Source organism: Corynebacterium sp. HMSC063G05, assembly GCF_001810555.1.
Lineage (GTDB): Bacteria > Actinomycetota > Actinomycetes > Mycobacteriales > Mycobacteriaceae > Corynebacterium > Corynebacterium jeikeium_D.
Genome location: NZ_KV801839.1, coordinates 19,885 through 31,178, shown reverse-complemented (window position 1 = coordinate 31,178; position 11,294 = coordinate 19,885). Strand labels below are relative to the sequence as shown.

General features: G+C 57.6%; 12 protein-coding genes. 9 read left to right on the top strand and 3 right to left on the bottom strand.

What is annotated here, in order from left to right; all coding sequences use genetic code 11:
- The first annotated feature begins 18 nt into the window (after window positions 1–18).
- From HMPREF2751_RS01565 to HMPREF2751_RS01555, 3 genes are read left to right on the top strand one after another with little or no spacing between them, the layout of a single operon-like run.
- Complete coding sequence (locus HMPREF2751_RS01565) at window positions 19–639, top strand: FxsA family protein (RefSeq protein WP_048734054.1); 621 nt, start codon at window positions 19–21, stop codon at window positions 637–639.
- Window positions 640–677: 38 nt separating this feature from the next.
- Window positions 678–2,366, top strand: coding sequence for an apolipoprotein N-acyltransferase (gene lnt, locus HMPREF2751_RS01560; protein ID WP_070595219.1), 1,689 nt, complete (start codon window positions 678–680; stop codon window positions 2,364–2,366).
- Window positions 2,367–2,378: 12 nt separating this feature from the next.
- Window positions 2,379–3,194, top strand: a complete 816-nt coding sequence (locus HMPREF2751_RS01555; protein ID WP_069359522.1) for a polyprenol monophosphomannose synthase — start codon at window positions 2,379–2,381, stop codon at window positions 3,192–3,194.
- A gap of 322 nt (window positions 3,195–3,516) precedes the next feature.
- Here HMPREF2751_RS01555 and HMPREF2751_RS01550 read toward each other — a convergent pair whose 3' ends face one another.
- Window positions 3,517–3,906, bottom strand: coding sequence for an RNA polymerase-binding protein RbpA (locus tag HMPREF2751_RS01550; RefSeq protein WP_005511311.1), 390 nt, complete (start codon window positions 3,904–3,906; stop codon window positions 3,517–3,519).
- Window positions 3,907–3,987: 81 nt separating this feature from the next.
- Here HMPREF2751_RS01550 and HMPREF2751_RS01545 point away from each other — a divergent pair, with 81 nt between their 5' ends.
- The 5 genes from HMPREF2751_RS01545 to HMPREF2751_RS01525 all read left to right on the top strand — a co-directional run bounded on the left by HMPREF2751_RS01545 (window position 3,988) and on the right by HMPREF2751_RS01525 (window position 8,503).
- Entirely contained in the window at window positions 3,988–4,380 is a 393-nt protein-coding gene (locus tag HMPREF2751_RS01545; RefSeq protein WP_224783748.1) for a hypothetical protein, read from the top strand.
- A gap of 17 nt (window positions 4,381–4,397) precedes the next feature.
- On the top strand, window positions 4,398–5,108 hold the full coding sequence (locus tag HMPREF2751_RS01540) for a YceI family protein (protein WP_070429697.1): 711 nt from the start codon (window positions 4,398–4,400) through the stop codon (window positions 5,106–5,108).
- Between the two features lie 190 nt (window positions 5,109–5,298).
- A complete protein-coding gene (locus tag HMPREF2751_RS01535; RefSeq protein ID WP_049193535.1) occupies window positions 5,299–5,517 on the top strand; it encodes a hypothetical protein in 219 nt (72 codons plus the stop codon).
- 508 nt (window positions 5,518–6,025) lie between these two features.
- The gene (locus HMPREF2751_RS01530) at window positions 6,026–7,462 is read left to right on the top strand and encodes a hemolysin family protein (protein WP_070595217.1); all 1,437 of its coding nucleotides are present in this window, start codon (window positions 6,026–6,028) and stop codon (window positions 7,460–7,462) included.
- Between the two features lie 3 nt (window positions 7,463–7,465).
- On the top strand, window positions 7,466–8,503 hold the full coding sequence (locus HMPREF2751_RS01525) for a hemolysin family protein (RefSeq protein ID WP_070595215.1): 1,038 nt from the start codon (window positions 7,466–7,468) through the stop codon (window positions 8,501–8,503).
- A gap of 64 nt (window positions 8,504–8,567) precedes the next feature.
- Here HMPREF2751_RS01525 and tpx read toward each other — a convergent pair whose 3' ends face one another.
- Window positions 8,568–9,065, bottom strand: a complete 498-nt coding sequence (gene tpx, locus HMPREF2751_RS01520) for a thiol peroxidase (protein WP_049170506.1) — start codon at window positions 9,063–9,065, stop codon at window positions 8,568–8,570.
- Between the two features lie 174 nt (window positions 9,066–9,239).
- On the opposite strand from tpx, the gene HMPREF2751_RS01515 reads away from it, so the two are divergent.
- Window positions 9,240–9,524, top strand: coding sequence for an Lrp/AsnC family transcriptional regulator (locus HMPREF2751_RS01515; protein ID WP_005511316.1), 285 nt, complete (start codon window positions 9,240–9,242; stop codon window positions 9,522–9,524).
- Window positions 9,525–9,562: 38 nt separating this feature from the next.
- Here the strand turns inward: HMPREF2751_RS01515 and HMPREF2751_RS01510 are convergent, their stop codons facing one another.
- The gene (locus tag HMPREF2751_RS01510; protein WP_070546159.1) at window positions 9,563–11,272 is read right to left on the bottom strand and encodes an FAD-binding dehydrogenase; all 1,710 of its coding nucleotides are present in this window, start codon (window positions 11,270–11,272) and stop codon (window positions 9,563–9,565) included.
- Window positions 11,273–11,294 lie beyond the last annotated feature (22 nt).

Below are 11,294 nucleotides of genomic sequence, written 5' to 3'. Positions count from 1 at the left end.
CGGTTACACTGGGGAACTATGAGCAAGTGGTTCACAATTATTTACCTCATCGCCGAGATTGCGGCCTTTATCGCACTTGGTGAATGGATTGGCTATGGCTGGACCGTCCTGCTGGTTCTGGGTCTATTCATTCTGGGATTGGTTTTCGCCGCCATCGAGTTCAAGCGCATCTACCAGAAGTTGCTGCTGGATACTTCTCGTACTCTTACTGAGTACGGACAGAAGCATCCGGAGGAGGCAATCAAGCGCTCGGCAAAGGGCGCGGGACACTTTGTGGCTGACTCGGCAATCCTGTTGGTTGGCTCTTGGCTGATTGCCCTGCCGGGCGTCGTCTCCACGGTTGTTGGTTTCCTCATGGTGCTACCGCCGACTCGCTGGCTGATTCGTAAGAGCGGATCGGTGGCGCTGCTCAACGGACTCCGCAACTTCAGTGACCGCAGCATGATGGTGGTCTCTCAGTACGGCATGAACCCGGGTGCTCCAGGAACTGGCGCTGGTGCTGGCGGTTTTTCGGGTTTCCCTGGATTCTCTGGTGGTTTCCCGGGTGCGGATGGCAAGGCCTTCCCACAGGATAAAATCGTCCCACCGGCACCGGACAACGCCTGGGATGATGACCAGGACGACAGCGACAAGCGCTAACTCAAAAACTCGCAAACGTAGAGAGTTCTCTTATACAAGTGCACACTAACCGCCAAGCGCGCTCCAGCGAGCACGGGAACGTCGCTCAGAAAGACGCTTCGAAAGACATTCTGGAGAATCCGAATCGCTGGCAGGCGCGCTTTCGCGCGCTTACCCCACTAAAGCAGCGCCTCGTTCTCGCCTTCATTGCAATCCTCGCTGGTGGATTGCAGTTCTTAAGCTATGCGCCCATGAGCTGGTGGTGGACGGCCTGGATCGGCCTCGCCCTGCTCATTTTTGCCTTCTTCTGCGCAGCCGATTGGAAATCCAGCGTAGTGGTGGGCTTCAGCTGGGCAACAGCGACGGCTCTTTTCTCACTGCCGTGGATCGGCTCCTTCGTCGGCATTGGCCCCTACGTGGCGCTCTCAATTGTGCTGGGACTGCTCGCAATTCCGGCGGCGCTTGCGATGTGGCTGATTGCCCAATCCAGTTTCCCCCTCGCGCTGAAGCTCCCTGGCATGGCCGCTGCGCTCGTGGCAGGGGAGGCGCTGCTAGCCCGCTGGCCTTTCGGAGGCTTCCCCTGGCTCCGCGTTGCCTGGGGGCAGGTCGACGGCCCGCTGGCCCCAGCAGTGGCAATCGGCAGCACTGCATTGGTCACTTTCCTCGCTGCTTGCGTTGGTGCGGGACTGGTCGCGCTCACGCTACGTTCCTATGCAACCTCCGCTGCGCTTTTGGTGGGAGCGTTATTCGTCGGCTGGGTTCTTCCTGCGTGGACCCAACCGCTGCCTGAGCCTACGGCCGCTGACAACACCCGTGTCGCGGTTATCCAGGGCAATGTTCCGCGCCTCGGTTTAGAGTTCAATGCCCAGCGCCGCGCAGTCCTGCAAAACCACGCCGATGCCACCAATGAGCTGGCCCGACGTGTCCACCAAGGTAAGGAAGAGCAGCCGGACATCGTCATCTGGCCCGAAAACTCCTCCGATGTCAGCCCGTTTACGGATGGGGAAGCGGCACGCATTATCGAAAACGCCGCGATGAATATTGGCGCTCCCATCGTGGTCGGCACCTTTACCTACACCAATGGGGTGCAAAACACCATGGTGGTCTGGGATCCGCAGACCGGCCCCGGCGACCAGCACGAGAAAATCTATCTCCAGCCCTTCGGCGAGACCATGCCATTCCGCGAACTGCTACGTCACTTTTCCGACATGGTCGCTCACGCCGGAGACATGACTCCGGGCAACGGCGATGCCGTGGTTACAACGCCAGGCACCGATGGTTTAAAGAAGATCAATCTAGGCGTGGCCACCTGTTACGAAGTGGTCTTCGATGGTGCCTTCCGCAACGCAGTCAAACACGGCGCAACCATGCTGGCCACGCCCACAAATAACGCCACCTTCGGTTTCACCGACATGACCTACCAACAGCTGGCCATGAGCCGCATGCGAGCCATGGAGTTCCAACGCTCCACGGCCGTCGCCGCAACCAGCGGTGTGAGCGCGATTGTGGATGCGCACGGAGACGTCGTAAAGCGGAGCAAAATCTTCGAGCAGAAGGTACTCACTGAAACTCTGCCTCAGTACGCCCACCTGACTTTTGCAGCCCGTTTCGGGACGTGGATTGAAGGTCTACTGACTGCATTCGGTATTCTTTGTGTGGTTGGTGCCGTCCTGCGTCGCCGTGGCGGAGATGCCAGGGCAGGCGCAGATGAAGTTGATGGCCGGGATACTGAGCAGAACATGCACTAAGGAGAATCACGAGTGACTGCCCTAAATGAGTCGACGCTGGTTGTCATTCCCACTTTCAACGAGCGGGAAAACCTGCCGGGCGTGATTGCACGCCTGCGCGCAGCGGAGCCTCGCGTCGACATTTTGGTTGTCGATGACTCTTCGCCAGACGGCACCGGTGAGCTCGCCGATGAAATCGCTGCCGCTGACAAGTCGGACAACAACGGCGAAGAGCACATCTACGTCCTGCACCGCGAGGGCAAGGGCGGTCTCTGGGGTGCGTACCGCGCGGGCTTCGCTTGGGGTCTCGAGCGCGACTACGAGGTTCTCTGCGAGATGGATGCCGACGGCTCCCACGCACCAGAGCAGTTCCATCTGCTGCTGGAGAAGCTCGAGGACGGTGCCGATGTCGTCATCGGTTCCCGCTACATTCCGGGCGGCAAGACCGTCAACTGGCCAATGAGCCGTCAGGTTCTCTCCCGCGGCGGCAACCTCTACATCTCGCTGGCGCTCGGCGCGGGCATCTCGGATATCACCGCTGGCTACCGTGCTTATCGACGGGAAGTTCTCGAAACCCTTGACCTCGAGAACATTGGCAAGGCTGCGTACCTGTTCCAGACCGAGCTCGCTTTTGAGGCTGTACAGGCGGGCTTCTTGGTGGAGGAGGTTCCGATCACCTTTACTGAGCGCGAGTACGGCGAGTCCAAGATGGATGGCAGCTTTGTGAAGCAGTCTCTGCTGCAGGTCACCAAGTGGGGATTCAAGCACCGCTCGCAGCAGGTAAAAAACCTGGGGTCGGAGATTGGTCGCCTGGCTGGTCACGAGTTTAAGCAGCGATTCCGCAAGTAGGGCTAGGGCAGCCCCAAAGATTGCGGCCTACCTGTGTGGAGACGGGCTGCCTGTATGACTGCGGGCTGCAAATGTGAATACGGGCTGCCTGTATGAATGGGGGCTGCAAATGTGAAACTGTCTTAGTTTATGACAGTTTCAAGCCATTTTTCAGGCCATTTTTGTCATAAACGCAGTCAGTAACTCGGATCGGCCCGCCGCAGCCAGGCACCAACAAAAAACGGGCCCGAATAAGGAGCAAAACCTTATCCGGACTCATTTTGCAGCATGTAATTCACAGCTGCAGCGCCCTAAAGCTCACTAGCGCAAGCCAGCTCAAACCTTAAGCGTTCTTCTCTGCTTCTTCGGCTTCCTTCTGAGCCTTCAGCAGGCGAGCGGCGTTACGACGACGCTTGCGCAGCAAGTCAACACGCTCATCCAGCAGCACGTCGAGCTCCTCGATGGAGCGGCGCTCACGGAGCATGTCCCAGTGAGTCCTCGGCGGCTTCACCGGCTTGGCTTCAGTGCCTTCGCCTTCAACCAGCTCACCAATTTGGCCATTCTTGCACAGCCATTCACCTGGAATTTCCGCGTCATCCGCGAATGGGACCTCGAAGATCTCACCGGATTCAGTGCGGTAGCGGACCATCATTCGCGGCGCGAGGTCATGATCGCGATCGGTCTCATACGAAACGGCGCCCATGCGACTGCCACGAAGAACTCGATCTGCCATGTGGAACGTGCCCCCTTTGGTAGAAATACTAGACCACACATTATAACGCCTTAATCTGTATTCATGCCATAATTGACTTCTGTGTCAGATCAAAAGCCGAGCACAACTACTGCCAATTGCCAGTGGTGTGGCCGCGAAATGGAGGTCGCCATCCGCGGTCGCCGTCGCAAGTTCTGCAGCCAAGCCTGCCGGCAGCGCGCGTACGAAAAACGCACTGGCGTAGCAAAAGGCGCTTCCAGGCCGATTGCCGAGCGAATCAATTCGGATCTCACGCTAAAGACCGCCACCGATGCCACGAGCAGGCCGGCGGGCGATGACGTCGTAAAGCGAATAGGGGACGGGCTCTTCGAAGTACGTTGTCTCGCCGAAGACTTGCGCACCGCGCTTGACGACGGCATGGAGACTGCCGTCCTGCAGGAGATTACGCAGGAATTGATTATGAAAACGCGCGAGGTGGAACGGTTTATCCCATAGCGGATTAAAAGGATAGGATGAGCACTATGAATTCTGGTGTCCGTAAGTCAATTATTACTTTGATAGCCGTTGCAGTTGTTGCGCTCGCAATTGTTATTGTGGGGCCAGTTTTGTATCGCGTTTTCACGCATGAAGGGGTGCGTACAGAGGATTTCGAGGCCACGGAGCTGCCTGCAGCAACAACTGATGCGAATGGCACCTGGAAGATTATCGGTGGCGATAACTCACAGAACACCTCCGTTGGTTTTACTTTTAACGAGGTACTGCCGGGCAGCAGGCGGACGACGTCCGGTTCCACTCACGATGTCACCGGTGAGCTGAAGGTTGCTGACAACAATCTTGAGGACGCATCCGTTGTTGTTGATATGGCAACTCTGACTAGCGATATTGAACGTCGTGACATCAATGTCCGCAACAATATTTTCAGCGTTGAGCAGTACCCAGAAGCTAAGTTTGAGCTTGCAGAACCACTCGATATTTCGAGCATTCCAGATAACGGCCAGTGGGCGAATATCGAGATTCCGGGACGCCTGACCATCCGCGGTGTCACCAATGATGTCACCGTACCAATGAAGGCCGCTCGTACCGAAAACTTGGTTTTGTTGTCGGGCTCTTTGCCAATCAACCGCCTGGATTACAACGTGCGCCTGCCACAGTTTGTAGCTGCATCCATCGAGGAGAACGGCGAACTCAATCTGCGCATTGTCGCAGAGAAGCAGGACGCGTAGGACGCGTAGGTTTCGCGGCTGGCAGACACAGCCATCTAAAGAGAATCGCAGTAGCGCTAATCCAAAGAGGCTTATAGCCAGCGAAAATACACCTCGATTCGTCACTGTGACGCAATAAAGCCATTTAGTCACACACCACAGAAGTCCTGCCAAAAACAATTTTGGTAGGCCAGTTGGGAGTCACAACGATATGAACACCTACGAAGCAATGCTGCTCGCACGAAAGGTGCGAATGGTACTACTGATTATCTTCATTGCATTCGTGGCCTACAAGGGCGCGTGGTGGCTCGTGGCTGTCGGCATACTCCTGATTGGCATGACGCTGTGGCAGAACAAGCGGCTGCGGGAAGAGATTGCCGTCCGCAACGCGGATGAGCTTGCAGCGAACGCCAAGGACAATGAGCAATAATCCCGACGGCATAGATCAAGCGCCAAGATAGAACACGGCAGCAGAAAAGCGGCGGCGGAAAAAGCGGCAGCCCTGGAAATTCAGAAAACCCCAGGGCCAACCACTTTCATTATTTGTCCGATAATATACATTATGACATTTTGGCCTAAGGGTCCCGTCCTCCCCATTACCGCCGATGCGCCATTACCGTCAGGTCTAACCAGCCGACCAGCCAGTCAGAATGAACCGCCAACCCGGACCGCTTTACTCACTCAGCAAACAACTATTTTTCGCTACACGTCTATTCAGGAATTTTTAGTAAGATTTCCCGCATGCCTGAACTCTCAGACACATCCAGCAGCTCAGACAGACCCAATGCGTCCGACACATCAGATAGATCTGGCTCGTCCGACGACCCAGAGCCTCGCGCCAACGTTGGCGGGCTCTCTGTAGCCGCAGTAAGCGCAATCACCGCAGCAACCGCCGCAGCATCCCCAGCGAACGCAGCGAACACTTCAGGTGATGCCGCGTGATTGTATCCGCACTCATCGTCTTAGCGGTCTTTCTATTCCTCGTTTTCGCCAACGCAATTTTCGTTGCTGTCGAGTTTTCCTACCTCACGGTTAACAGGAACGATGTCAAGAAGGCCGCAAACGCCGGCTCAAAGTCCGCATACTTAGTAGACCGTGCTCTATCACGCACCTCTACAAACCTCTCCGGCGCACAGCTGGGAATTACGGTCACCAGCCTCGTCGCTGGTTTCCTTACCGGGCCTTCCCTCGGCGTGCTCCTCGAAGCCGCATTTGGTGGCACTAGCATCTCTCCCGCCACCGTCACTGCAATCAGCACTACGGGCGCTTTCATTATCGCGACCTTCACTCAAATGGTCTTTGGCGAACTCGTCCCCAAAAACTGGGCCATCGCCGAGCCCACTAAAGTCGCAAACCTCGTGGTCAGGCCACAGAATGCCTTCATGTTCGCATTCGGCTGGCTGGTCTGGCTACTCAACAGCGCGGCTAATTGGGTGCTAAAACGGCTCGGCTTCTCCCCTGAGGAAGAGGTCGCCAGTGCCAGGACGGCGGAGGAACTCCGTGCCGTCGTCACGCGCTCTAGCGATGAAGGAAAGATTAACCCGCAGACCGCCGAGTTGGTGGCGCGATCGATCGAGTTCGGCGAGCGCACGGCGGCTGATGTGATGACGCCACGCACACAGATCATCTTTATCGAAGATCAGAGCGTCGCAGAGATGCTGACGGTCGTCGCAGATTCCGGGCACGCCCGCTTCCCCGTCGTCGGCAACAGCGTCGACGACATTCGCGGCGTGGTGCACTACACCGATCTGCTCAGCGTGCCACACGCACAACGCTTGACGACGTCGGCTGCGAGCCTGGCCAAAGATGTACTCGTGGTGAACGACTCGACCACACTTGATCCGCTGATGCGTCAACTGCGTGAGGACGCATACCAGTTCGCGGTGGTTGTCGATGAGTACGGCGGCACGGACGGCATTGTGACGTTGGAGGATCTCGTCGAGGAAATCGTCGGTGAAATTGACGATGAACAGGACGATCGTTCGTTGCTCTACAGCCGGATTAGCCCCAATACGGTGATTGTTTCCGGTCTCATGCGCCCTGATGAGTTGGGAGAGATCCTAAACCTGGTCCTGCCGGAGGGCGAAGAATCCGACACTATTGGTGGATTTATCACCGAACGCTTGGATCGCATGCCTCGCTTCGGCGACACGATTACGGTCGAAGCCACCGACCACGAAAACCTCGATGAGGAGAACTTGCCTACCACCGCTGAAGTTGCTTTTCGAGTCGAGCGCATGGCGCGTCACCGCGTTGGCCGTATTCGTGTCCAGGTGGACCTCGCCGGCAACAAGGTCACGCGCACGGATGAAGGCGCTGACCAGGACGGCACCAGTCACAACCACGTCGAGCACAACAGCGAAAAGGAGGGCTAGAACATGCCACTACTTACTCTTATTTTGCTGTTGGCCCTCAATGCCTGGTTTGTCGCCGCTGAATCTGCGATGGTCTCGGCTCGCCGCGATCAAATTGAACCGGATGCCGTCAGCGGCTCTACCAGCGCAAAGTACGCGCTGCGCGGTATCGAAAACGTGTCGGTCTCCCTGGCGGCAACACAGCTGGGCATTACCGCCTGTTCCCTGCTCATCGGTGCCGTCGGCGAGCCTGCGATTGCGCACTTCTTCGAGCCCTACATGACAGCGCTGGGACTCCCCGCGGGCACCGCCCACGTGGTTGCGCTGGCGTTGGCACTGCTGATTGTCACTTTCTTACACATGGTTGTCGGCGAAATGGTGCCGAAGAACATCGCTATTGCGGCCCCCAGCCCGACGGCGAAGTTCGTGGCTATTCCGCTGTATGTGATTGTGCGGGTGCTCAATCCGGTTATCTGGGCGATGAATACGACCGCGAACATCGTGGTTCGCAAGGTTCTTCGCGCCACTCCGAAGGACGAGGTCGATTCCTCCTTCACCGCTAGTCAGGTGCAGGATTTCGTCGCCGAGTCCGGGCGTCAGGGCCTTCTCGACAATGACGAGCTCGCGCTCCTCCACAAAGCTCTCGGCTTCGAGCATCTCACCGCCGCGGATGTCACTATGCAACTCGACACCCTCGTCACCATTGGCCCCGACGCCACTGTCGCCGACATCGAAGAGCTCAGCGCACGCACGCGCTTTTCCCGCTTCCCCATCACCGATGCCGACAGCAGCTTCATCGGCTACCTTCATGTCAAGGATTTGCTCTCGCTTGACGACGGTCACCGCGACCGACCCTTCCCGCGGAACCTGATTCGCACCTTCGCAAGCGTCAGCCCGGATGCCAAGCTCCAGACGGTCATGCGGCTTATGCAGCGCGAGCAGGCTCACTTCGCCTTGGTGACGGCGAAAAACAGTACTTCGGAGAACTCTGTCAGCGGAATCGTTGCACTGGAGGACGTACTAGAAGAGCTCGTCGGCGAAGTCCGCCAGGCAACAGCCTAGCGAGTGCGCCGACGAGCCCCGTCGATTCCAGCTGGTTACTTGCTGCTGAAAGCTAGTTAACTAATTACTTCAGTGCAGCCAGTGCGGAGTCGTAGTCCGGCTCCGTGGTGATTTCATCGACCAGCTGGTTGTAAATGACCTTGCCCTCTTCGTCAGTGACGACTACGGCACGAGCAAGCAGGCCAGCGAGCGGGCCATCCTGCTGGACAACACCGAAGGCTTCGCCGAAGCCGTGGCGGAAGTCCGAGGCAACCTCAACGTTGTCCAGGCCTTCTGCAGCGCAGAAGCGGCCGAGAGCGAACGGCAGGTCACGCGAAACATTAACCACGACGGTGTTGTCCAGCCCAGCAGCGTCCTCGTTGAAGTGACGCACCGAAGCTGCACAAACACCAGTATCTACGGACGGGAAGATGTTGTAGACGACCTTCTTACCAGCGAAGGTCTCATTGGTGACCTCACCAAGGTCACCACCGGTGAGGGTAAACTCCGGAGCCTTGTTGCCCACCTCGGGCAGGTCTCCGGAAAGCTGGACTGGGTTGGACTGAAATGCGGTTTGTGTCATAGCGCCCTTTTTACCGCCTTTCGTCCGGATCCTCCAGGCTGTTTCCTGGAAATCAGTAGAATCGTGACAGAAATGAAATTCCGGGCCGCAGTATCTTGAGCAATCTTGCGTACCTTGCGGTCCGGGCCACGCTATTCAGCGGGCCCCACGTTTAAACTCCGAGGAAAGGCAGCCATGAGTTTGATTACCGCAATTGTGTCCATCGATGTCGAAGCTGACAAGATTCCGGAGGCCGCCGAGACCATCGTCGAGATCGACGGCGTGACTGAGGTCTACTCCGTTACTGGTGACTGGGACTTGGTCGTCGTGGTGCGCGCAACTAATCACGATGATTTGGCGGAAATCATTCCAAATCTCATCAGCAAGGTCGACGGTGTTATTCGCACTCAGACTCAGCTGGCTTTCCGCACCTACTCTCAGCACGACCTGGAAAGTGCATTCTCCATCGGGCTGGAGTAGTCGCGGATTCTTCTACCGAACTGTGCGGTATGCGGTAGCTACTTAACCACTTCCGCCATCGCGCGGCCTGCCTGGCGGCCACTGAAAATACAGCCGCCCAGGAATGTACCTTCCAGCGCGTTGTTGCCGTGAACGCCACCGCCACCGAAGCCAGAGGCCTCGCCTGCAGCGTAGAGCCCCTCAAAAGGTGTTCCGTCCGGGTGCAAGCACTGGCCGTCGAGGGTGGTCTCGATGCCACCGAGCGTCTTGCGGGTCAGCATGCGCAGACGAATAGCAATCAGTGGGCCGTTCTTCGGATCCAAAATCGGTGATGGCGGCACGGAGCGGATGATCTTGTCCCCGAGGAAGTTCCGGGCCACGTTGACGTAATTGACCTGGTAGTCCTTGGAGAAGGGATTACCGGTCTGCATATCGCGCTGACGAATCTGCTCCTCGAGCTTCTCCAGGTCAATCTTCGGCGCTGCGGCTCCGGACTCCCCGCCCGAGCTCGCCTCCACAATCTCGTTCATCCCCTCGACCAGCTTTGGCAGATTGTCGGCAACCACCCAGTCTTCGCCGTTGTCCATGAACGCCTGAATAGGTGCGGCAACACCAGAGGTCACCTTGCCAATCAGCTTCTTGATCTCCTTGTCGGTCAGATCCGGATTCTGTTCTGAGCCAGAGAAAATAAACTCCTTGCCCACGATGTTCTTATTCAGCACAAACCAGGAATACGAGTGTCCGGTGGCCAGAATGTGCTTCATCGTGCCGACAGTATCGGCGCCCGGAATATATGGCGCTGGCAGGCGGCTTCCTTCTGCGTCAAACCACATGGCCGACGGCCCCGGGATGATACGGATACCGTGATTCGGCCACACGGGATTCCAGTTCTTCATGCCCTCGGTGTAATGCCACATGCGGTCACGGTTGACGAGGTTTGCGCCGGCCTGCTCTGCAATCTCGATACCACGGCCGTCAACATGCTCTGGCACACCGCAGACCATGTCCTTCGGCATCTCGCCCAGGCGCTCGGTCGGCCAGCACTTACGCACGGCTTCCAGGTTGCCGCCAACACCGCCCGTCGCAATGCACACGGCCGACCCGCGGATCTCAAAGTCCTCCCCTGTTTCCTCGCGTGACGACGCCACTCCTCGCTCTAAAGATTCACAGGGAACCAGAATCTTGCCACGCACGCCGACGGCGCGGCCATCTTCGACAATCAACTCGTCAACGCGGTGGCGATGGCAGTATTCCACCAGCCCCTTCTTCGCAGCTTCAGCGACCGGCTCTGCGAATACGCGGACGATTTCGGGGCCTGTGCCCCAGGTGAGGTGGAATCGGGGTACCGAGTTGCCGTGACCGTCGGCACGCCCTTCACCGCGCTCAGCCCACCCGACGACAGGCAGGAACTTCACGCCGAGATTGCGGAGGTAGTCACGCTTCTCCCCTGCCGCGAAGTTCAGGTAGGCCTTGGCCCACTTGCGTCCCCAGTTGTCTTCCTCGCGGTCGAACTGCGCGGAGTTGAACCAGTCAGCTTCAGCGAGCTCGCGGTTGTCCTTGACTCCGAGGCGGCGCTGCTCTGGCGAGTCGACGAGAAAGATTCCTCCTAGCGACCAGAAAGCCTGTCCGCCGAGGTTGTTGGCATTCTCCTGATCGACAAGGATGACCTTCTTGCCGGCCTGCGTGGCCTCATACGTCGCGACCAATCCGGCAAGTCCGGCGCCGACGACAACAATGTCTGCAGTACGTGTGGTGCTCTGTGCGTTCATAGTTTCGTTTTTAGACCCTAAA

Bases quoted from the DNA above. Each gene is read 5' to 3' on its own strand.
- HMPREF2751_RS01550 (WP_005511311.1), bottom strand. From the start codon at position 3,906: ATGGCAGATCGAGTTCTTCGTGGCAGTCGCATGGGCGCCGTTTCGTAT.
- HMPREF2751_RS01540 (WP_070429697.1), top strand. From the start codon at position 4,398: ATGAGCACTATGAATTCTGGTGTCCGTAAGTCAATTATTACTTTGATA.
- HMPREF2751_RS01525 (WP_070595215.1), top strand. From the start codon at position 7,466: ATGCCACTACTTACTCTTATTTTGCTGTTGGCCCTCAATGCCTGGTTT.
- HMPREF2751_RS01510 (WP_070546159.1), bottom strand. From the start codon at position 11,272: ATGAACGCACAGAGCACCACACGTACTGCAGACATTGTTGTCGTCGGC.
- HMPREF2751_RS01565 (WP_048734054.1), top strand. From the start codon at position 19: ATGAGCAAGTGGTTCACAATTATTTACCTCATCGCCGAGATTGCGGCC.
- HMPREF2751_RS01515 (WP_005511316.1), top strand. From the start codon at position 9,240: ATGAGTTTGATTACCGCAATTGTGTCCATCGATGTCGAAGCTGACAAG.
- tpx (WP_049170506.1), bottom strand. From the start codon at position 9,065: ATGACACAAACCGCATTTCAGTCCAACCCAGTCCAGCTTTCCGGAGAC.
- HMPREF2751_RS01535 (WP_049193535.1), top strand. From the start codon at position 5,299: ATGAACACCTACGAAGCAATGCTGCTCGCACGAAAGGTGCGAATGGTA.